This is a genomic window from Streptomyces thermodiastaticus, from assembly GCF_014656135.1.
GTDB lineage: Bacteria > Actinomycetota > Actinomycetes > Streptomycetales > Streptomycetaceae > Streptomyces > Streptomyces thermodiastaticus.
Genome location: NZ_BNBV01000001.1, coordinates 133,753 through 155,457, shown reverse-complemented (window position 1 = coordinate 155,457; position 21,705 = coordinate 133,753). Strand labels below are relative to the sequence as shown.

Sequence of the window (21,705 nt, the reverse complement as noted above, 5' to 3'; positions counted from 1 at the left end):
GACGCGCTCAGGCCGCCCCGAACGCCGTGAACGCCCACCCCGTGGCCTGATGGGTGGCGTCGGCCGGCAGGGCGGCCCGCGCGTCCCGCAGCGCCTCGGCCAGCGACAGTCCCGCGCCCAGCCCCTTGTGCAGGGCGAGCATCAGCGGCACCACCGCCTCGTCGTTGACCGGCGCGCTGCACGCCACCACCCCTGCGGTGCCCAGCGGGAGCAGCGCGGTGACCAGGCCGAGCAGCTCGTCCGCGCCGACCGAGGCGAACCGGGCGGTGTCGCAGCAGGACAGGACGATCCGGTACGGGCTGCGGGTCAGACGCTCGAAGTCGTGCACGATCAGCGGCCCGTCCGCCATCGTCAGCGAGGAGAACAGCGGGCTGTCGGCACGGAAGGCGCCGTGCGCCGCGATGTGTGCCAGCTCCGCCCCGTCCAGCTCCCGCAGCACCCGCGCGACGTGCGCGGTGTCCTTCTCCAGCACGACCGGCGCGCCGTGCCGGCCGGCCAGCTCGGGCACCTCGGCCCCGCCGGTCGCCAGGCCGGGGCCGCGCACCAGCACGGTACGGCCGCCCGGCGGCGGCTCGGTCTCCCGGGCCCGCAGCCAGCTGCTCGCCGACGGCGACACGCTCACCACCCGCTCCCGCAGCGACGGCAGCAGCGCCCACGGCACCCGGTGCAGCGAGCCCGGCGGCACCACCACGACCGGACCCGTGCCCAGATGCCGGACGGCCGGGCCCAGCAGCAGCTCCTCCAGCCGGTGGCCGGCCGCCTCCACCAGCGGCAGCCGGGCCCGCGCACCCGGGTGCGCCAGCCGCCGCAGCCCCGCCTGCACATGCTCGGCCTCCGCGACCGCCCGGTCCAGCCGGCCGGCCGTGAAGCGCCGCACCCGGCCCTGCCCGCACAGCAGCACATGCACCTGTCCGTCCACCACGGCCAGTTCGACCAGCCGGGTCTCGCCGAGCCGCCGCAGCAGCCGCCCGGCGTCGAACCGGTCGCCGCCGCCCGGCGCCTCCCCGCGCAGATGCAGGGTGCGGGAACGGATCTCGCGCTCCAGGCGCCGCTGTTCCCGCTCCAGCGCCGGCACCGGGTGACCGTCCCGGCGGGCCTGCTCGGCCCGCGCGGCGATCTCCCGGAACGCGGTCAGACCGCTCAGCAGCGCCGGATCGGCCGGCGGCCGGGTGGGCGGCGCCGACAGCACGGTGGCCCGCCAGCGCTCGCTCCACGTCAGCAGCCGCCGCGGCCGGCCCGAGGCGAGCGCCGCCTGCTGGGCCAGCGCGGCCAGTTCGGCACCCTGCGCGGTGGCCCGGGCGCGCAGCTCCGAGGCGCCCAGCGTCATCCGGTGGTCGTCGAGCACGTCCAGGCCGCGCCGGCACGCCTCCAGCACGCCCCGGTTCGAACCGGCCGCACGCGCCCGCAGCGCCTGCGCCGCCCAGCCGGTGATACGGGCCAGCGGCGGCCCGCCCAGACGGCTGCGCGCGGCCACCGCCAGATGCCGCTCCGCCTGGGCCGGCCGCCCCAGCGCCAGCGCGATCCGGCCCGCGAGCAGCGACGCCTCCGGCGCGGCCGGCGAACCGAACGCCGCCAGCCCCTCGGCCACCGCCGCCGCGTCCGCCACCAGCCGCCCGGAGCGGCGCCCGGACGCGGCCCGTGCCTCGATCAGCACCAGCCGGGCGTGCGTCTCCCACCAGGCGCGCCGCTGCCCGGCGAACAGCCGCACCGCCTGCGCCGCACGCGCGGTCGCCGTGTCCGCATCCTCCGTCAGCCGCGCGGCCCGCGCCGCCACCAGCAGCAGCTCCGCTTTGCGGGTGGACTGGCCGCCCAGCCGGTCCAGTTCGGCGATCGCCCCGTCCGCCTCGGCCAGCGCCTCCGGCGCCAGCCCGGCCGCCATCAGCACCTCGCAGCGCCGGATGTTCAGCATGAACGTCGGGGTGCCCAGCTTGGCGTAGCGCTCCTCGGCCTCGTCCAGCAGCCGCAGCGCCGCCGGGATGTCGCCCCGCCGGAACGCGGCCAGGCCCCGGCTCTCCACCGCGTCGGCCTTGTCGTGCTCCTGGCCGGTGGTGTCCCACAGCGCCTCCGCCGCGGTGAAGTCGGCGTCCGCCCGCTCCACCGCACCCAGCGCCAGATGCACCGTGGCACGCAGCGTCAGCGCCCGCGCCGTCCAGATCACGTCGCCGGCCTGGCGCAGCACGGGCACCGCACGCCGCACGTCCTCCAGCGCCTCCCGGTGCCGGCCCAGCACCCACCACACGTACGCCCGCCGGTACAGCACCCGCGCCCGGGTGTGCCCGGTGCCGCGCGCCACGCCCTGCTCGAAGGCGGCCAGGCCCTGCCGGGTACGGCCCGCGTGCACCAGCGCCACCCCGAGCGTGGCCAGCACATCGGCCTCGCGTTCGGCCGACCGGGCGCGCGCCGCCAGCGCACGGGCCCGCCGCAGATGCCGCAGGGCGAGGCGCAGGTCGCCGAAGTCGCGCTGCCAGATCCCGATCACCTGGTGCGCCACCGAGGCGTCCAGGGGCGACGGACCGGTCCGCAGCAGCGCCTGCGCCCGTGCCAGCGCCTCGCCCGGGTCAGCGAACACCATCGGCAGCAGTTCGAGCACCGATTCGCTTCCCGACATCATCCACCGGATGGTAGTGGCACTGTTCAGGGCCCGGAACCACGCCGTCCTGCGCGGACACCGGGCCCGGCACGGCAGCGGCCGCGGCATGCGGATCGCGGCCCGGGGGTGCGCCGCGCGGGGACCGGCTGTATCAAGACAGAGGCGTGCGGCTCTGAATGACGACGCACCGCACCGACGGGAGGTCACCGGCTTGGCGCCTCAGCGATTCCATGAGCAGTTCGACCACATCCAGCGGTCGATGCCCGATGTCCCCCTGGCGATGGGTCCGGACGACGCGGGCGAATTCTTCTACGAGAAGGGAGTGGTGCTCGCCCGCGACGGCGAGGAGGCCCTGCTGGTGGAGGACACCGTGCGGGCCCACTTCACCGCGTCGCCCGACCTGGACCCCGCCCCGGTGCGCCGGGCCGGCCCGCAGACCAACCGTACCGGCGTCACCCGCATCCAGGTCGGCGACCCCTCACGCGGCGACAACAGCGGCGACCCGGCCGTCGGGCACGCGCTGCGCGCCCTGCGCGAGCACGAGGCGCGCGCCGGGCGGCCGCTGGTCAGCCGCAACCACGTGGTGCACCTTGCGGTCAACGCCTGCCCGGGCGACGAGCCGGTGCCCGCACCGCTCGGCGCCGGACTCAACCCCGCGCCGGACACGACGCTGTACGCCCCGGACACCGCGGTCGGCGTCCTCGTCGTCGACAACGGTCTCACCGAGGACCACCGCGCCGCCGAGCTGCTCGCCCACGTCCGGGGCGAGACCCAGCCGGCGGAACGGGACGAGCAGGGTGTGCTGCGGCCCTACGCCGGGCACGGCACGTTCATCGCGGGCCTCCTCGCCGCCGTCGCACCCAACACCGACATCACCGTCTGCAACGGCCTGAACGACGCCGGCGCCGTGCTGGAGTCCGAGTTCGGCCACCGGCTGTTCGACGCCGTCGACCGGCACGGCTGGCCGGACATCCTCAGCCTGTCCGCGGGCACCTGCAACGGCCGGGTGGACGGCCTGCTCGGCGTCGAGTCCTTCATGCGCGAACTGCGCGACCGCGGCACCCTGCTGGTCGCCGCCGCCGGCAACAACGCCTCGGCCACCCCGTTCTGGCCGGCCGCCTACGCCGGGCTGCCCGAGTACGCCGACGCGGTCCTGTCCGTGGGCGCGCTGCGCAGCGACGGCGAGTTCGGCGCCTGCTTCACCAACCACGGGCCCTGGGTGACGGCCTACGCCCCTGGTGAGAGGCTCACCGGCGTCCTGGCCGGGCTGCGCACCCCCGTGCCGTACGTCTACCAGCACTCCACCTACGACGGCTGCCGGTTCGGCTTCCGCTACGTCTGCACCTGCCGGCACCCGCGCCACACCGGCCTGCTCAGCGAGGAGCGGGAGAACACGGGCGGTACCGCGGACCGGGTGATGTTCGAGGGCTACGCGCAGTGGAGCGGGACCTCGTTCGCCGCTCCCGTCGCCGCCGGCCTGGTCGCCGCCCACATGACGGCCCACAAGGAACGCGACCCGCGCGCGGCACGCCGTCAGCTCCTGGCCTCCACCACCGACGTCGCCGAGGTGCGCGGGGCGCACGTACCCGCGCTGCTCCCGCCGACCTGGCGGCCGGTGCCCGTCACCCGGCTCGCCCCGACCGCATGATCACCGGCGGGACGCTCCCCCTGACGGCGTACGATGACAGGTCGTACACGAGGGGTGAGTCGGTGGAACGTGCAGAGGTCGGCGCGCTGGTCCGGTCGGCCGCCGACGGGGACGCGGCGGCCTGGAAGGCGCTGGTGGAGGGGCTCGGACCGCTGGTGTGGTCGGTGGTGCGCGCCCACCGGCTCTCCGACGCCGACGGCCACGAGGTCTATCAGACGGTCTGGTTCCGTTTCGCCCAGCATCTGGGGCGGATCAGGGAACCCGACAAGGCGGGCTCCTGGCTGGCGAGCACCGCACGCAACGAGTGCCTGAAGACGCTCAAGAACCTCAACCGGCTGATGGTGACGGACGATCCGGCGCTGCTGGACCGGGTCTGCCAGGACAGCACGCCGGAGCAGGCGGTGCTGGACTCGGAGGAGGCCGCCGCGCAGAGCGAGCGGATCCGCCGGCTGTGGCAGGAGTTCGACAAGCTCGGCGACCGCTGCCGCCGGCTGCTGCGGGTGCTCATGGCCTCGCCGCCGCCGAGCTACCAGGAGGTGTCCGCCGCACTGGGCGTCGCCGTGGGCAGTATCGGACCGCTGCGCCAGCGCTGTCTCAAGCGCCTGCGCGCACGACTTCAGGCACGGGGGGCGACATGACCGACGACACGCGCGACGACCGCGAGGAGCGCGACGACGACTGCGAGGACGCCGGTGCCGGCGGACTCGAGGACGACCTGCTGGAGGAGGAACTGCGGCAGGCCGCCGCGGTGCTCGATCCGGTGCCGGAGGCCCTGCGCCAGGTGGCCGTGGACGCCTACGCCCTGTACGACCTGGATGCCCGCGTCGCCGAGCTGACCTTCGACTCGCTCACCGACGCCCTGCCGGTCCGGGGCGCCGAGAACGTGCCGCGGATGCTGACCTTCCAGGCCGGTGAGCTGAGCGTGGACGTGGAGGTCGGCGAGGACGGACTGATGGGGCAGGTGCTGCCGCCCCGGCCCGCCCGTGTCGAGGTGCTCAGCGGACCGGGGCCCGTGACCGTGCTCACCGTGGACGAGCTGGGCCGCTTCACCGGCCAGGCACCGCCCGCCGGCCCGTTCGCGCTGCGGCTGCGTACGGGCGGGGAGGTGGTGGTCACCGAGTGGCTGCGCGCCTGACCGGCCTCACCAGGTGACCGGCAGGGTCCGCGGCCCGCGGATCATCGTGCGCCGGCGCCAGGCGACCTGACCGGGCGGCACCGCGAGCCTCAGGCCCGGCAGCCGGTCGAGCAGGGTGTCGGTCAGCAGCTCGGCGAGCAGCCGGGCGAGCACCGCGCCGGTGCAGTAGTGCGGGCCGTTGCCGAAGGACAGGTGCGGGCCGGCGTCCCGGTCGGGGTCGATGACGTCCGGGTCGGGGAAGACGTCCGGGTCGCGGTTGGCGGCCAGGTAGGAGACGTAGACCGGGTCGCCGGCGGCGATCCGGATCCCGTGCAGCTCCACGTCCTCGAGGGCGATACGGGCCAGGCCCACACTGCTGCGGTGCGGGATGTAGCGCAGCAGCTCGTCGAGGACCGCGCCGCGCGCCTCGGGCCGCTCGCGCATCCGGGCCATCAGCTCGGGCCGGGTCAGCAGCAGATACAGCATCTGCCCGCAGTTGTGGGTGACGGCCTCCCCGCCGATCTGCAGCGGCCCGGCCAGCCCGACCGCCTCCTCCTCGCTGATCTCCCCGTCCGCCACCGCCTTGCCGAGCATCGCGTAGACGTCCTCGCCCGCACGGTCCGCGCGGGCCCGCACGGTCGCGGTGATCCACCCGTACAGGGCGTCCTTGGCCCGGCCGGCCGCCTCCGCCCCGTTGGTGGAGACGATCTCCCGGGTCCAGGCACGCACCCGCGGCCGGTCGGCGGCGGGCACGCCCATCACCTCGCAGACCACGCCGAGGGGGAAGGGCTCCAGCACCCGCTCGACCAGATCGGCCGGCGGGCCGTCCCGCAGAAGACCGTCCACCAGCTCGTCGAGGATCTCCTGCGCGCGGGGACGCAGCCGCTTCACGGCGCTCACCGTGAACGCTCCCGCGACCGGCTTGCGCAGGCGGTTGTGGTCGGGCTGGTCGGCCCAGGCCAGCGAACCGGGCCGGGGCGCGAAGTTCGGCGCCATCCGCGTCACCTGGCGGCGGGTCACCTCGGCACGGCTGAACCGCGGATCGTTCGTGATCAGCTTCACGTCGTCCCAGCGGGTGGCCAGCCAGGCCCAGCCCTCGCCGTACGGCAGGCGGATGCGGGTCAGCGGACCGGAGCGCATCAGCTCCGCGAGCACCGGGTCGAACGCGGTGCCCTCCAGATCCAGCGCCGGCCAGTCCCGCACCGGCAAAGGTGCCGCCGGGGCGGGCGAGGGCGTGGTGATCTCCTGCGTCACACACCCACCCTCACCGCGCTCCGGACGCTTGTCGCGCCGGAGTGCTCCAGCCGGAGGCGGCGCCGAGGCGGGCGGGGATCAGCCGGAGACGCCGTCGACGACGGTCGCGAGCGCCCGCGCCAGCCGGTCCAGGCCCGGCCCGGCGGGCCCGCCCGGCTCGCTCATGTACGTGTCCCGGCGGATCTCCACCATCAGGGCGCCGACACGGGCGTCGGTGCCGTAGAAGTCCAGCGGCACGTAGGTCCCGCTGAACGGGCTGTCCAGCCCGGTCCCACCGATGACGCCGAACGCCGTGCGGGCCAGGCGCAGCAGCCGCGGCGGCGTGTGGAAGGAGTCGGTGCCCAGGCACACGGGCGGGCGCGGCCCGTCGCCGTGCAGTTCGTAGGGGAGCGCGGCCGTGGGGTAGGAGTGCACGTCCAGGATCACGGCACGACCGGTCGCGGCGAGCCGGCCGGCCACGGTCTCGGCCATGGCCCGGGCGTACGGCTCGAAGTACCGCTCGATCAGCGGGCGCGGGTCGGTGTCCGCGGGCCGCAGCTCGGTGCGGTGCGTGGTGCGCGTGTACACCGCGCCCATGCCGACGGCCGTCATCTCCTCCCGTTCGTCGGGGAACCGCTCCGGGTCCACGACCAGTCGCGACAGGCGGTTGACGAACCGCCACGGCGTCACGCCCGCCAGCCGTGCCGCCTCCTCGGCGATCCGGTCGGTGTGCGTGTCGGTGATGTGGTCCAGCTCCTCCTGAAGCGCGGCGTCGTCCAGCGCGATGCCGGAGCGGACGGCGGGCGGGATGCGGCGTGCCGCGTGCGGTACGTGCAGCACGACCGGTGACGCGGGAGCACCGGGCAGCACCTCGAAGGACGGCTCCGCGGCGGCGGACGGCACGGGCGGCTCCGAACAGGGGACGGCGCGCCCGTGGCGGGCGCGCGGACGGGACCGCCCCGGCCGGGCGGTGCGCGGCCGGGGCGGCGGAAGGTACCGGACGGCGTCCGGGTGCGGGCGTCAGTTCAGGGACGCCAGCGCCTCGTTCCAGGTGGCCGACGGGCGCATCACCGCGGAGGCCTTGGCCGGGTCGGGCTGGTAGTAGCCGCCGATGTCGGCCGGCTTGCCCTGGACGGCCAGCAGCTCCTCGACGATCTTCTGCTCGTTGGCGGCGAGCGTCTCGGCGAGCGGCGCGAAGGCCTTGGCCAGGTCGGCGTCGTCGGTCTGACGGGCCAGCTCCTGCGCCCAGTACAGGGACAGGTAGAAGTGGCTGCCGCGGTTGTCGATGCCGCCGAGGCGACGGGTCGGGGACTTGTCCTCGTTGAGGAAGGTCGCCGTGGCCCGGTCCAGGGCGTCGGCGAGCACCTCGGCGCGGGCGTTGCCGGTGGTCGCCGCGTACTGCTCCAGGGACGGCACGAGGGCGAAGAACTCACCCAGGGAGTCCCAGCGCAGGTAGTTCTCCTTGACCAGCTGCTGCACGTGCTTGGGCGCGGAGCCGCCGGCGCCGGTCTCGAACAGGCCGCCGCCCGCCATCAGCGGGACGATCGACAGCATCTTGGCGCTGGTGCCCAGCTCCAGGATCGGGAACAGGTCCGTCAGGTAGTCGCGCAGCACGTTGCCGGTGACGGAGATGGTGTTCTCGCCGCGGCGGATGCGCTCCACGGACAGCTTGGCGGCCTCCACCGGGGACAGGATGCGGATGTCCAGGCCCTCGGTGTCGTGCTCCGGCAGGTACTGCTCGACCTTGGCGATCAGGTTGGCGTCGTGGGCGCGGTTCTCGTCCAGCCAGAACACCGCCGGGTCGCCGGTGGCGCGGGCGCGGGTGACGGCCAGCTTCACCCAGTCGCGGATCGGGGCGTCCTTGGTCTGGCAGGCGCGGAAGATGTCGCCGGCCGAGACCGCCTGCTCGAGCACCACGTCCCCGTTCTGGTCGACGAGGCGGACGGTGCCCGTGGCCGGGACCTCGAAGGTCTTGTCGTGGCTGCCGTACTCCTCGGCCTTCTGCGCCATCAGGCCGACGTTCGGCACCGAGCCCATGGTGGCCGGGTCGAAGGCGCCGTTGGCCCGGCAGTCGTCGATCACGGCCTGGTACACACCGGCGTAGCTGGAGTCCGGGATGACCGCCAGAGTGTCGTGCTCCTGGCCGTCCGGGCCCCACATGTGGCCGGAGGTGCGGATCATGGCCGGCATGGAGGCGTCGACGATGACGTCGGAGGGCACGTGCAGGTTGGTGATGCCCTTGTCGGAGTCGACCATGGCCAGGTCCGGGCCCTCGGCCAGCTCGGCGTCGAAGGAGGCCTTGATCTCCTCGCCGTTCGGCAGGTTCTCCAGGCCCCTGAAGATGACGCCCAGACCGTCGTTCGGGGTCAGACCGGCCGCGGCCAGCGTCTCGCCGTACTGGGCGAACGTCTTCGGGAAGAAGGCGCGCACCACGTGACCGAAGATGATCGGGTCGGAGACCTTCATCATCGTGGCCTTCAGGTGCACGGAGAACAGCACGCCCTCCTGCTTGGCGCGGGCGACCTGCGCGGCGAGGAACTCGCGCAGCGCGGCCACGCGCATCACGGAGGCGTCGACGACCTCGCCCTTGAGCACCGGCACGGACTCGCGCAGCACGGTGGTGGAGCCGTCGTCGCCCTTCAGCTCGATACGCAGCGCGCCGTCCTCGGCGATGACGACGGACTTCTCGGTGGAGCAGAAGTCGTCCGCGCCCATGGTCGCCACGTTCGTCCTGGACTCGCCGGTCCAGGCGCCCATGCGGTGCGGGTGGGTCTTGGCGTAGTTCTTCACCGACGCCGGGGCACGGCGGTCGGAGTTGCCCTCACGCAGCACCGGGTTCACCGCGGAGCCCTTGACCTTGTCGTAGCGGGCGCGGATCTCGCGCTCCTCGTCGGTCTTCGGGTCGTCCGGGTAGTCCGGCAGCGCGTAGCCCTTGCTCTGCAGTTCCGCGATGGCGGCCTTGAGCTGCGGGATGGAGGCCGAGATGTTCGGCAGCTTGATGATGTTGGCCTCGGGCCGCTTGGCCAGCTCGCCCAGCTCGGCCAGGGCGTCCGGGATCCGCTGGTCATCGTTCAGGTACTCCGGGAACACCGCGATGATGCGCCCGGCCAGCGAGATGTCACGGGTCTCCACAGCAACACCGGCCTTGGCGGCGTACGCCTGGACCACCGGCAGGAAGGAGTACGTGGCCAGGGCCGGGGCCTCGTCAGTGTGCGTGTAGATGATGGTCGAGTCAGTCACCGGGTGCTCCGCTCCACGTCTGCAACATTGCTCGACATCAAGATATCCCCTGATCGGGCCCGGCTCGACAGCGGTCGGCCCGCAGCCGCCGCGGGGGACCGGAATCCCGTGGAATCCCGCCGACGGGCGCGGCCGGGCGGCCGGGGCCACGCGCCCTGAGCGGGCGGCGCCGGGGCCCGGCAGGGCCGCGAGACGGGCCGGAAACGGCCGGAGACGGCGGGGAAACGGCGGGGAAACGGCCGGGAGACGGCGGGGCGGCGGCTGGACGACGGCGGCCCGGACGCGACGCCCCCCGCCTCGGCTGCCCCGGCCGGCTGCCCGCGCACAGGGCCGAACCCCGTGCCCGGCCGGCCCGTCGGACCCGTCAGGCCCGTCGGACCCGTCAGGCTCGTCGGTCCCGTCCGGGCCGGCCCGCGCCGCCGGGACCGAGGCTCAGGCGGGCAGCTGCTGGTTCTCGGGGCGCCGGGGCTGCGGGACGGCCGCCGTGCCCTGCTGGTACTGCACGGTCCGGACCGGTGCCGGAATGCTGATGCCTTCCTGCCGGAAGCGCTTGTGCAGGCGCTTGATGAACTCGTGTTTGATCCGGTACTGGTCGCTGAACTCGCCGACGCCCAGGATGACCGTGAAGTCGATCCGGAAGTCGCCGAAGGTGTGGAAGCGGATCGCCGGCTCGTGCTCCGGCAGGGCGCCGGTGATCTCGCGCATCACCTCGGAGGCGACCTGGACGGTCACCCGCTCCACGTGCTCCAGATCGCTGTCGTAGCCCACCCCGGCCTGCACCAGCACCGTCAGGCTCTGCTCGGGCCGGGTGTAGTTGGTCATGTTCGTCTTGGCGAGCTGCCCGTTGGGGATCACGACCAGGTTGTTGGACAGCTGGCGGACCGCCGTCTGGCGCCAGTTGATGTCCTCGACATAGCCCTCCTCGCCGGTGCTCAGCCGGATGTAGTCGCCGGGCTGGACGGTCCGGGAGGCCAGGATGTGGATGCCGGCGAAGAGGTTGGCGAGGGTGTCCTGCAGTGCGAGGGCGACGGCCAGACCGCCCACACCCAGGGCGGTGAGCAGCGGTGCGACGGAGATGCCCAGCGTCTGCAGCACCACCAGGAAACCGATGGCGAGCACCAGGATCCGGGTGATGTTGACGAAGATCGTGGCCGAGCCGGCCACACCGGAGCGGGACTGGGTCAGCGTCCGGACCAGGCCGGCGATCACCCGGGCCGCCGAGAGGGTGACCACGGCGATGAGCCAGACGGTCAGGAGCTGGTTCACATGGTGCTGCAGGGTCCGGGCCAGCGGCAGCGCGGCCGCCGCGCCCGCGACGCCTGCGGCGATCGCCGCCCACGGCACCACCGTGCGCAGCGCGTCGACGAGGACGTCGTCGCCGCTCCAGCGGGTCCGCTTGGCGTACTTGGCGAGCCACCGCAGCAGGGTGCGCGACAGGAACGCCAGTGCCAGCCCCGCGGCCAGCGAGATACCGGCCAGGACGAGGTCGTCCCAGGTCACGGCGCGGTTCATCTGCCACCTCCGCCCGGACGATCTGCGGCGCGGCGGGCCGCCGACGGCGGGAAGTGAGGTCGTGTCACGGGTGTCACCTGTTCGGATTCCGGAATGCGTGAGCTGCGCCGTCCCGTCCCGCCGGTGGGCGGGAACGGTGTCCGGCGTGATCGCTCATCCTGCCGTATTCGGACGGCAGTTCGCTCAGGCGGGCTGCCCCGAAGGTGTGAGTCCGGACACGCGGGCCTCTCGGACAGGCGGACCTCTCCCTGACCGGGTCGCGGGCCTGTCCACGATCGGGGCGCGGGGCTCTCCCGGCCCGGCGCGGACCACGGGAAGACCGGCCGGTGCGGTGGCGCGCCGGCGGACAAAAGAGCGCAGGCCCTCCTTTTCCGCCGGCGCTTGACCTCGACATTGCTCGAGGTTCTAGCGTCGGTCTCATGAGCATGGAGACCACCGCCTGGACCCAGCTGCACAGCGTCCTGTACGCCCAGCAGGAGCAGCGCCCCCTGGCCCGCGCGACGCTGCGCCGCATCGGGGCCTTCGCGCGGCCGCACCGCCGCCGTATCGTCCGGTTCGTCGCCCTCGGCGTGGTGACCGCGCTGCTCGCCGTCGCGACCCCGGTGCTCGCCGGGCGCGTCGTCGACGCCATCGTCTCCCGGGGCGACCAGGGCACCGTCGTTCGCCTGGCCCTGCTCATCGCCCTGATCGCGGTGGCCGAGGCGGCCCTCGGCATCCTCGGCCGGCGGCTGTCGGCCACGCTGGGCGAGGGGCTCATCCTCGACCTGCGCACCGCGGTCTTCGACCACGTGCAGCGCATGCCCGTCGCCTTCTTCACCCGCACCCGCACCGGAGCGCTGGTCTCGCGGCTGAACAACGACGTCATCGGCGCCCAGCGCGCCTTCAGCAACACCCTGTCCGGCGTGGTCGGCAACGTCGTCACCCTGCTGCTCACGCTCGCCGTGATGCTCACCTTGTCCTGGCAGGTCACCCTGCTCGCGCTGGTCCTGCTGCCGGTTTTCGTGGTCCCCGCCCGCCGGATGGGCCGCCGGATGGCCCGGATGCAGCGGGAGGCGGCCACGCTCAACGCGGCGATGAGCACGCGGATGACCGAGCGGTTCTCCGCCCCCGGCGCCACCCTGGTGAAGCTGTTCGGCCGCCCCGAGGAGGAGTCGGCCCAGTTCGCGGCCCGCGCCGCGCGGGTCCGTGACATCGGCATCCGCACCGCCACGGCACAGTCGGCCTTCATCACCGCCCTCACGCTGGTCTCCTCGCTGGCGCTGGCCCTGGTCTACGGCCTGGGCGGCTGGCTGGCCCTGCGCGGCACCCTGGAGCCGGGCGCGGTCGTCTCCCTCGCGCTGCTGCTCACCCGCCTGTACGCGCCGCTCACCGCCCTCGCCGGGGCACGCGTGGAGATCATGAGCGCCCTGGTCAGCTTCGAGCGGGTCTTCGAGGTGCTCGGCCTGAAACCGCTGATCGAGGAGAAACCGGACGCCCGCGAGGTGCCGGACGGGCCGGTCTCCGTGGAGTTCGACGGTGTCCGCTTCGCCTACCCGGCCGCGGACAAGGTCTCCCTGGCCTCCCTGGAGGAGGTGGCGAGCCTGGACGGCGGCGACGGCACCGAGGTGCTGCACGGCATCTCCTTCCGCGCCGAGCCAGGACAGACCGTCGCCCTGGTCGGCCCCTCCGGCGCGGGCAAGTCGACCATCGCCCAGCTGCTGCCGCGCCTGTACGACGTGGACGAAGGGGCCGTGCGCATCGGCGGGACGGACGTGCGCGACCTGAGCACCGCCTCCCTGCGGGCCACCGTCGGCATGGTCACCCAGGACGGGCACCTCTTCCACGACACGGTGCGCGCCAACCTGCTGCTGGCCCGCCCCACGGCCGGCGACGAGGAGCTGTGGGAGGCGCTGCGCCGGGCCCGCCTCGACGACCTCGTCCGGTTGCTGCCGGACGGCCTCGACACCGTCGTGGGGGAGCGCGGCTACCGGCTGTCCGGCGGCGAACGCCAGCGCCTGACCATCGCCCGGCTGCTGCTGGCCCGCCAGCGGGTCGTCATCCTCGACGAGGCCACCGCCCACCTGGACAACGTCTCCGAGGCCGCCGTGCAGGAGGCCCTCACCGAGGCGCTGCACGGGCGCACCGCACTGGTGATCGCCCACCGGCTGTCCACGGTGCGGGCCGCGGATCTCATCCTGGTCGTGGAGGCCGGCAGGATCGTCGAACGCGGCACGCACGACGAACTCCTCGCGGCGGGCGGCCGGTACGCCCGGCTGTACCGCACCCGGTTCGCGCCGCAGCCGGAGCGGTCCTCACAGCGGCCGGCGCAGCCGGTGCCCTGACCGTCACCGCCGGCGACGGCGGCCGCGCGGGCGTACCGCGCGCAGGCCTCAACGCGGCCCGGTCGGCAGCAGCGTCCGCCGGTGGGTGGCGTTGATGACGGCGGCCGCGGAGGCGTACCAGGCGAGCAGAGCGGCCGCGACACCGAACCAGCCGCCCAACCGGACCGTCACATGCGGTGACACTCCGCCCACGTACTGCCCGACGGCCAGCAGGACGAAGGTGAGCGTCAGCAGCACGAGCACGCCCAGCATCACCACGCTCGTCCGCACCGCCGCCACCGCCATGTACGCGCTGAAGATCGCCCAGCCGAGCAGATACAGCCCCAGCGTGTTCTGCGCGACGGCACCGGAACCGAGCAGGTGCGGCACGATCCACCCGTAGGACAGCCAGAAAGCGCCGTAGGACATGAACAGGGTCGCGCCGAAGGTGTTGCCCCTGCGGAACTCGAACAGCCCCGCGACGAACTGGGCCAGACCGCCGTAGAAGACCGCCAGTCCGAGGACGGGGACCAGCGCACCGGTCTCCTCGATGAGGCCGGTGTTGACGATGGACAGCAGCAGGGTGGTGAGCGCGAGGCCCGCCAGGCCCACCGGCGCGGGATCGGCGTGCGCCCGCGCCTGCGGATCCGCCGGGCGCGCCTGGTCGCGGACGGAGCCGCTCGTGTCGTCGGCCATGACCGGACATCCCTTCGAGCGAGGCCATCGTGACCAGCCCCTGAGTACCCCCGTCGCGCTGCTTCTACGTGTCCGCCCGCCTGCCCGGCCGTGACACGCCGCGCCGCGCCGCCGCGCACCACGGCACCGCCGCGGCCCGGCCCGCCCGCGGCGGCATGCCGCCGCCCGCGCGCATCCGGGCGTGCGCGCCCACACTGGAGCTACCGGACGATGCCGGACGAAAGGGTGAAGATCGGCATGAAAGGTTTCGTCTTCCAGGGCCCCGGGCGCTCCGCCTGGCAGGACGTCCAGGACCCGGACGTCCAGGACCCGACCGACGCCGTCGTGCGGGTCGACACCGTCACCATCTGCGGGACGGATCTGCACATCCTGGGGGGCGACGTGCCCGAGGTGCGCCCCGGCACGGTCCTCGGCCACGAGGCGGTGGGCGAGGTCGTCGAGATCGGCGCCGACGTGCGGGCGGTGCAGCCGGGGGAGCGGGTGCTCATCTCCTGCATCTCCGCCTGCGGGCGCTGCCGCTTCTGCCGCGAGGGCATGTACGGCCAGTGCCTGGGCGGCGGAGGCTGGCTGCTCGGCCGGCACATCGACGGCACCCAGGCCGAGTACGTGCGGGTGCCCTTCGCCGACACGTCGCTGCACCCGCTGCCCGCCTCGGTGAGCGACCGGGAGGCCGTGCTGCTGGCCGACATCCTGCCCACCGGCTACGAGGTCGGCGTCCTCGCGGGCCGGGTCGCCCCCGGGGACACCGTGGCCGTGGTGGGTGCCGGCCCGGTCGGGCTCGCCGCGATCGCCACCGCCCGGCTGTTCGCGCCCGAGCGGGTCGTCGCGGTGGACGTCGCACCGACCCGCCTGGAGATCGCCCGCAAACTGGGGGCCGACGTGGTGTGCGACGCCCGGGAGGAGCCCGAGCAGCTGGTCGCCGACCTCACCGGCGATCTCGGCGCGGACGTGGTGATCGAGGCGGTGGGCCTGCCGGAGACCTTCGAGCTGTGCACCCGCATGGTGCGGCCCGGCGGCCGGATCGCCAACGTCGGTGTGCACGGCCGGCCGGCGACCCTGCACCTGGAGGAGCTGTGGGCCAAGAACATCACCGTCACCACGGGCCTGGTCGACACCCGCTCCACACCCACGCTGCTGAAGATGGCCGCCACCGGCCGGCTGCCCACCGGGCAGCTGATCACGCACCTGTTCCCGCTGGAGCGCATCGAGGAGGCCTACGAGGTGTTCGCCCACCCCGCCGAGACGGGCGCGATCAAGGTCGTCCTCGGCGGACCGCACCGCGAGGTCGTCCCCGCCTCCGAGGTGTACGAGGGCTGACAACGGCGGTCACCCGGGCCTCGAGGACTCCTGTCGGTGATCCTTGCGGTGCCCTTGTCGCAGGGTCGGCGAAGACGGACCCGATCCGGTCGGGACACCCCCGGCACCGTCACCGGCAGCGGACCGGCCCGTCGGTGCGGGGCGGAGCCACGGCGTGCTCCGGTCCCCCGCCGGCGCGGCCGGTCCGCCGTGCCGTCACGGCGTCGGGCATGGGTCGTCGTCCGCCGCCGGGGTCGGCCAGAGCGCCAGGTGCCGCCGCCGAAGACCGGCTCAGCGCGGTTCCCTGGCGATCACCCGGGACCTGCCGGCGGCAAAGGCGACCGTGATCTGCACGGCGCAGGCGAGCAGCAGCGCGGCCAGCGGCCAGGCCCAGCTGCCGGTGATGTCGTGCAGCGCCCCCGCCGCCAAGGGCCCCATTACGCCGATCAGGTAGCCGATGCCCTGGCCCATGGCAGACAGCGCGGCGGTCGTCGGCGCATCGGGTGAGCGCAGGGCGAACAGGCTGAGAGCCAGAGCGAATCCGGCTCCGAGTCCGAGCCCGAGAATGGTGTTCGACGGCCACAGCAGGCTCCGCGGCCCCGCCACCACTCCCGTGAGGCCGACGGCGGTCAGGCAGGCGACAGCGACCCCGGCCGCCCGCTGATCGGGCAGGTGCCGCTCGCAGACGGCCAGCAGCCAGGCACCCAGAACGCCCACGGCGTTGCACAGGGACAGCGAGAGTCCGGCGGATGCCTGGCTCGTCCCTCGGTCCTGCCAGATGGTCGGCAGCCATCCGAAGACGGTGTACGACAGCAGCGCCTGAGCACCGAAGAACACGGTCACCTGCCAGGCCAGCGCGTTGCGCCACAGGGCCGACGGCCCCCCGCCGAGGGCGGGCGACGCGGCCGAGGCTCCGTCGTACCGCTGTCGGCCGAGAGCGATCAGGACCACCACGGCGGTCACCAGCGCGAGAGGCACCACGAGCAGCAGCAGCGGGACCCGCCAGGGCGATCCGGTGGCCTCGGCGAGGGGCACCGCCACCGCAGGGCCCGCGGCGGCGCCGGCGGTGAGCGCGCCCGAGTACAGGGCGGACACACGGGGGACGGCCCGTGGGAACCGGCGCTTGATCAGTCCTGGTATGAGGACGTTCGCGATCCCGATCGGTGCCGCCACCAGCACGGTGCCCGCGAAAACCGCGACGGGTGAGGTGCCGGCCCGCAGAAGTCCGCCCACGGCGAGGACGGCGAGCGAGACGGCCAGGAGGGTGCGGGCGGCGTGGCGGCGGCCGAGCCGTGGCGCGACGAACGCGAAGAGGCCCAGGCACAGCAACGGCAGGGAAGTGAGGACGCCCACCGCTGTGTCGCCGATGTGCAGATCGTCACGGAGCGGCTTGAGCAGAGGTGCGACGGAGGTGAGAGGCGCGCGCAGGTTGAGCGCGAGCAGGACGAGGGCCACGAGGAACAGGGCTGTGCGGCGGGCGGGCGGCTTCACCGCCGGAGTCCGGTGTGTCCGGTGCGGTAAGGCAGGGGAGCTGGGGCGCATGGCGCTGTCCGATCTGAGGATGAAGAGGGTCGGCATTACGATACAGTACGTACTGAATCATTTCGAAGGTCGCTCCCGGGCGAGGGCGGCTCCGGCTCCCCGCGCGGATCGCTCCCCCCGGAACCGTTCGGCACGGACCGGCAGGGAACGACGGCCGGACCCGGCAGACTGAGCAGGACGTACTCGTGAATCGCACCGGAAGGCAGCCTCGTGCCACGCAGCTCGACACACCCGGACCGTGCCGTGCGCACGGCCGGCCGGAAGAAGGACCCGCAGATCGACCAGGCCGTACTCCGCGCCACGCTCGAGCTGCTCGAAGAGGTCGGGTACGCGGAGACGTCCATCAGCCAGGTCGCTGCCCGGGTGGGGGTCTACCGGCCCGCCATCTACCGCCGTTGGCCGTCGAAGCAGCACCTGGTCGCGGCGGCCGTCGCCTCGGCTCTCGGCGACGAGCCGACACCGGACACCGGTGATCTGCGGGCCGACCTGCTCACCGGTGTCGGAACGCTGGTCGAGGCCTTCACGGCGACGAGCGTCAGCCGGGTGCTGCCCGCTCTGGTCGCGGATCTCGCCCGGCAACCCGATCTGCGCCAGGACTTCCTCGACTCGGTCTTCCAGCCCCGCCGCGCCTCCACCGCGCGCCGCCTGCGCGCCGCGGCCGAGCGCGGGGACATCCGCTCCGATTTCGACATGGAGTTCGTCCTGGATGCCCTGGCCGCTCCCGTGTACTACCGTGCTCTGTTCGGCCACGGCTCCGTCACCTCGCAGCTGACCGAACAGAGCGTCGATCTGGTGCTTGCCTCCTTGCGGTCCCGTTCCTCTTCGCCGAGCGGCTGACGGCCCCGCCCGGCACTCAGGAGGCCGGACGGAGTCTCGTCGAACGGCGAGCGGTCTTCGGCGAACTCGCCGGGCCGTCGGTGCCGACGCGGCGCAGGGACCGGCGGTCCGGGTCGGTCACCCGCCCGGCGACCGCGGCGGGGAGGGCGGCGCGGCCGGAGAGGGAGAGTTTGCGGTAGACGCGGGTGAGGTGCAGTTCGACGGTGCGCCGGGTGACGTAGAGGCGGTCGGCGATTTCCTTGTTCGTCAGCCCCTCGGCGGCCAGCACGGCGGTGCGGTATTCGGCCGGCGTGAGGGCGTCGAGGCCGGTCTCGACGCGCCGGGGCCGGGCGCCCGCCGAGGTGAGATCGGCCCGCAAGCCGTCGACGAGGGGCCCGGCGCCGCACTTCTCGGCCAGGGCGAGTGCCGCACGCAGCTGCTCGCGGGCCTGGCGGATCTTGCTCAGCCGCAGCAGTTCGTGGCCCAGCGAACGGAGCACCCGGGCGTGTTCCAGCCACGCTCCCGAGTCCCGGAGCAGCCCGTCCGCGTCGCGCAGCAGAGACAAGCGGTGCCCGCTCCGGGTGATGAGGGCCAGTGTGTGCAGCGCGGTGGCGACGGTGTGCGGAGCGCCCCAGGCGCGGGCCAGCTCCAGTTCCTCGCGGGCCAGCCGCTTCGCTGCCGCCCGGTCGTCCACGTCGGCGTACAGGGCGGCGGCGGCCGTGCGCCACGGGTGGCGGTCGTAGCCGTGCGGGCTGCGCGGCAGTCGCCGGCCGCACTCCTCCAGGTCGGCGATCCCGGCGTGGGTGTGACCCAGCGCCGCGTGCAGTCGGCCGCGGTGGAACAGCAGGTCAGGCACGGCCGCCTGGGGCAGGTCGGTCGGCGACAGGTTGTCCAGCAGCAGCCGGCGGGCGCCGTCCAGGTCGCCGCTCTCCACGAGGATGCCGCCGAGCCAGCAGCGGGCCAGGGCGCTGCCCAGCCAGATCCCGGGGGGTCCCTCCGCAAGAGCGGAGCGGGCCGCCCTGGCCGCCTCGGACAGTCGCCCGGCCCGGTAGCCGCACATGGCCAGGACGGTCTCGGCGAGGGCTGCCATGGTGCGGGCGCCCTGCGCGTGTGCCGCGGCGGCCAGCCTGCGGCAGGCCGCCAGCGCCTCGTCGTGCTCCCCCGCCTCGCACAGCAGGTGGGCGAGCAGCAGGCGCAGGGGCGTGGTGGGCACGTCGGCGGAGAAGACGGGCTCCCGGAGTCCGGCTCGGGCGTGGTGGAGCACCTCGGCGCGCTGCCCACTGTGAGCACGGGCGGTGAGTGCGGACAGCGCGGCCTGAGCACAGCGCACCCAGGATGTGCGGGTGGCGAAGGCGGCCGGGACGGACGGTGCCGTGCGCTGCCGGCCGGTGAGCAGGCCGAGCACGCCGAGAACCGCGAAGGCTCCCGCGGCCGGTTCCTGGGCGGGGCCGACGGGTTCGACACCGGTGAGCCCGGCCCGCGCGGTGCGTTCGGCGCCGTCGAGGTCGCCGTCGAGGGCGATGGCCTGGACGAGGTTGACCAAAAGGGTGAGGGTCGTGGTGTCGTCGCCGTGGCAGGGCCGCTCCAGGGTGCGCAGCCGCCGGACGGCGGCGGCCGGGGCGTCGGCGACGACGTCCACGTAGCCGAGCAGGCGCAGCAGTTCGGGCCGGTCCCCCGCGTCGCCCTCCTGGATGCACCGCTCCAGCAGGATGCGAGCCTCCTTCAGGTCGTTGCGCGCGAGGGCGGCGCAGGCGGAGTCGAACAGCAGCCGGTAGGCCCAGCGTCCACCGATGGGTGGGGTGTGCCGCAGGTGGTGGACCACCTCCTGCGCGGGGGCTCCGGCGGCGTGCAGGGCGCGGGCGGCAGCGGTGTGCAGCCGGTCGTGTTCGCTCGGGGGCAGCGCGGCGAGGAACGAGGTCCGCATCATCGGCTGGGCGAAGACGACGTCCCCGCCGCTCTCCTTGAGCACCCCGCAGCGCGCAAGGGCGTGGAGCATGTCGGCGGCCTCGGGACGGGGGATGCCCGCGAGGTCGGCGACCAGTGCGGCGTCGCTGTCGGCACGGCCGGTGACGGCGACGGCTTCCAGAGTCCGGCCCGCGGCGGGGAACCGGTCCCGGAAACGGGCGAGGACGGTCTCCGCGATCTCCACCGAGCCCAGGCGGTCGACCTGCTCGCAGGTCGGTCCGGCGGCTTTGCCGCCGCGTTTCAGCTCGCGCAGCAGGGCGTGGACCAACAGAGGGTTGCCGCCGGTGACGCGGTGGCAGGCACTCACCACGGCGTCGGCGACGGGGCCGCCGAAGAACGAGGTCAGCAGGTAGCCGACGGCGGCCGGGCTGAGACCGGGCAGTACGGTGCGCTGCTGGAAGTCGGAGACGACCCGGGCGAGGACGGCGGCGCGTTCGGTGTGGGTGCCGACGCCCCGGGCACCGTTGCCCCTTGCGCCCGCCGCGTGGTCGTCCGCCGGCGGCGCGGCGTTCCGGCCGTGGCCGGGGCCGTCGTCGCGGGCGGAGGACAGGCCGGGGGTGATCGTGGCCAGCAGGGCCACCGGCAGCCCCTCCAGGCGAGCCATCAGGTGTTCCAGCCAGTGCAGCGAGCCCTCGTCGGCCCAGTGCAGGTCGTCCACGGCGATCAGCACCGGAGTCCGAGGGGTGAGGGCGGCGACGAACCGGTCGAGCCAGTCGGCGGCGGCCTCGGGGCTGTGCGCTCGTCCCGCGGTGTGCCGTGCGGCTGCGTCCGCCGGGGACGGCACGGCCGCCACGCCGTGCTGCAGCTGGCGCAGCGCGTCACATGCCAGGGCGGTGCCGGACGGCCGGGCGCGGAGGGAGACCGCGTGCAGTCCGCCGGTGCGGGCGGTTCTGACAGCGGTGCGCGCCAGGTACGACTTGCCGGACCCGATGCCTCCTTCCAGCAGGAGGCTGGCACCCACGCCCGAGGCGGCCGAGGCCAGAACCCCTTGTAAATCGGACAGTTCACAGTCGCGGCTAAGCACGTGACTCCCTTCCTCGTCTGTATGGCCAGACCGACGCGGCTCCTGCGGCCCGCGCGGCGGCGTGCGACGCCCGCGGCCGGCACGGCCGGGCGGCCGGAGCAGGGTCCGGAAGCGGGCGTCCGGATGCGGACGCCGCCCCCCTCAGACGCTGTCCAAGGCACCGTGCCGACTGCGCCACTGCGGGGTGGCCACACCGGCCAGGACCACCTCGACCACGTCCTCGGCCAGGCTCGGCGTGAGCGGCAGGTGGCCGAAGAGCACCCGGTAGTAGGCGGTGGCGGCGAGCATGTCCAGCAGCAGGTCGATGTCGGCGTCGGGGCGGATGTCACCGCGCCGGATGCCCCTGCGCAGGGCGGCCGCCGTGGCGGCGCGGCGTGGGTGGAAGAGCTGATTCAGGAACTCCGATTCCAGTTCCGGGTCGTCTGCGAGGTCGGCGATCAGCGCGGGCAGCGCGCGCCGCCCGACGGTGGTGGTGAACGCGTGACTCAGGGTGCGGATCCCGGCGATGAGGTCGCAGTGCGTGCAGCCGGTGTCGGGTGTGGGCGAGACGCCCATCGTCTGCACGAGCGCGCTGACGACGAGGTGCTGACGGGAACGCCACCGGCGGCGCAGGGTCGGCTTGCTGGTGCCCGCCCGTGCGGCGACCGCCTCCAGCGTCAGCCGGCCGTAGCCGACCTCGTTGAGGATCTCCATCACCGCGCTCCGGACGGCGGCGTCGATCCGTGTGTC

The 21,705-nt window shown here is 74.1% G+C and carries 15 protein-coding genes; 6 read left to right on the top strand and 9 right to left on the bottom strand.

Going from position 1 to position 21,705, the window contains the following annotated elements:
- Nucleotides 1-7 precede the first annotated feature (7 nt).
- The gene (locus IE286_RS00670) at nt 8-2,611 is read right to left on the bottom strand and encodes a CHAT domain-containing protein (protein ID WP_189794549.1); all 2,604 of its coding nucleotides are present in this window, start codon (nt 2,609-2,611) and stop codon (nt 8-10) included.
- A 190-nt stretch (nt 2,612-2,801) separates the two neighbouring features.
- On the opposite strand from IE286_RS00670, the gene IE286_RS00665 reads away from it, so the two are divergent.
- The 3 genes from IE286_RS00665 to IE286_RS00655 all read left to right on the top strand — a co-directional run bounded on the left by IE286_RS00665 (nt 2,802) and on the right by IE286_RS00655 (nt 5,373).
- Nucleotides 2,802-4,238 carry a S8/S53 family peptidase gene (locus tag IE286_RS00665; RefSeq protein ID WP_189794548.1) on the top strand — a complete coding sequence of 479 codons (1,437 nt, stop codon included), beginning with the start codon at nt 2,802-2,804 and terminating at the stop codon, nt 4,236-4,238.
- A 62-nt stretch (nt 4,239-4,300) separates the two neighbouring features.
- Complete coding sequence (locus tag IE286_RS00660; RefSeq protein WP_229861896.1) at nt 4,301-4,876, top strand: RNA polymerase sigma factor; 576 nt, start codon at nt 4,301-4,303, stop codon at nt 4,874-4,876.
- Nucleotides 4,873-5,373, top strand: coding sequence for a hypothetical protein (locus IE286_RS00655; RefSeq protein ID WP_189794546.1), 501 nt, complete (start codon nt 4,873-4,875; stop codon nt 5,371-5,373). The genes IE286_RS00660 and IE286_RS00655 overlap by 4 nt, the downstream gene beginning before the upstream one ends.
- A gap of 6 nt (nt 5,374-5,379) precedes the next feature.
- Here the strand turns inward: IE286_RS00655 and IE286_RS00650 are convergent, their stop codons facing one another.
- From IE286_RS00650 to IE286_RS00635, 4 genes are all read right to left on the bottom strand, one after another.
- The gene (locus IE286_RS00650) at nt 5,380-6,606 is read right to left on the bottom strand and encodes a cytochrome P450 (RefSeq protein ID WP_189794545.1); all 1,227 of its coding nucleotides are present in this window, start codon (nt 6,604-6,606) and stop codon (nt 5,380-5,382) included.
- A 78-nt stretch (nt 6,607-6,684) separates the two neighbouring features.
- A complete protein-coding gene (locus IE286_RS00645; protein WP_189794544.1) occupies nt 6,685-7,488 on the bottom strand; it encodes an N-formylglutamate amidohydrolase in 804 nt (267 codons plus the stop codon).
- A gap of 117 nt (nt 7,489-7,605) precedes the next feature.
- On the bottom strand, nt 7,606-9,825 hold the full coding sequence (locus IE286_RS00640) for an NADP-dependent isocitrate dehydrogenase (RefSeq protein ID WP_189794543.1): 2,220 nt from the start codon (nt 9,823-9,825) through the stop codon (nt 7,606-7,608).
- Between the two features lie 432 nt (nt 9,826-10,257).
- Nucleotides 10,258-11,337 carry a mechanosensitive ion channel family protein gene (locus tag IE286_RS00635; RefSeq protein ID WP_189794542.1) on the bottom strand — a complete coding sequence of 360 codons (1,080 nt, stop codon included), beginning with the start codon at nt 11,335-11,337 and terminating at the stop codon, nt 10,258-10,260.
- Between the two features lie 425 nt (nt 11,338-11,762).
- Between IE286_RS00635 and IE286_RS00630 the strand changes: the two genes are divergently transcribed.
- Nucleotides 11,763-13,658, top strand: coding sequence for an ABC transporter ATP-binding protein (locus tag IE286_RS00630; protein ID WP_189794807.1), 1,896 nt, complete (start codon nt 11,763-11,765; stop codon nt 13,656-13,658).
- Between the two features lie 48 nt (nt 13,659-13,706).
- On the opposite strand, the gene IE286_RS00625 is transcribed toward IE286_RS00630, so the two are convergent.
- Nucleotides 13,707-14,333: an acetate uptake transporter gene (locus IE286_RS00625; protein WP_189794541.1), complete on the bottom strand. Its 627-nt coding sequence runs from the start codon at nt 14,331-14,333 to the stop codon at nt 13,707-13,709.
- A 237-nt stretch (nt 14,334-14,570) separates the two neighbouring features.
- Between IE286_RS00625 and IE286_RS00620 the strand changes: the two genes are divergently transcribed.
- The gene (locus IE286_RS00620) at nt 14,571-15,650 is read left to right on the top strand and encodes a zinc-binding dehydrogenase (RefSeq protein ID WP_189794806.1); all 1,080 of its coding nucleotides are present in this window, start codon (nt 14,571-14,573) and stop codon (nt 15,648-15,650) included.
- A 270-nt stretch (nt 15,651-15,920) separates the two neighbouring features.
- Here the strand turns inward: IE286_RS00620 and IE286_RS00615 are convergent, their stop codons facing one another.
- Complete coding sequence (locus IE286_RS00615; RefSeq protein ID WP_189794540.1) at nt 15,921-17,120, bottom strand: MFS transporter; 1,200 nt, start codon at nt 17,118-17,120, stop codon at nt 15,921-15,923.
- Between the two features lie 261 nt (nt 17,121-17,381).
- On the opposite strand from IE286_RS00615, the gene IE286_RS00610 reads away from it, so the two are divergent.
- Entirely contained in the window at nt 17,382-18,008 is a 627-nt protein-coding gene (locus tag IE286_RS00610; protein WP_229861895.1) for a TetR/AcrR family transcriptional regulator, read from the top strand.
- A 16-nt stretch (nt 18,009-18,024) separates the two neighbouring features.
- Here IE286_RS00610 and IE286_RS00605 read toward each other — a convergent pair whose 3' ends face one another.
- Nucleotides 18,025-20,976, bottom strand: a complete 2,952-nt coding sequence (locus tag IE286_RS00605) for an AAA family ATPase (protein ID WP_189794539.1) — start codon at nt 20,974-20,976, stop codon at nt 18,025-18,027.
- A 141-nt stretch (nt 20,977-21,117) separates the two neighbouring features.
- Entirely contained in the window at nt 21,118-21,669 is a 552-nt protein-coding gene (locus IE286_RS00600) for a TetR/AcrR family transcriptional regulator (RefSeq protein WP_229861893.1), read from the bottom strand.
- Nucleotides 21,670-21,705 lie beyond the last annotated feature (36 nt).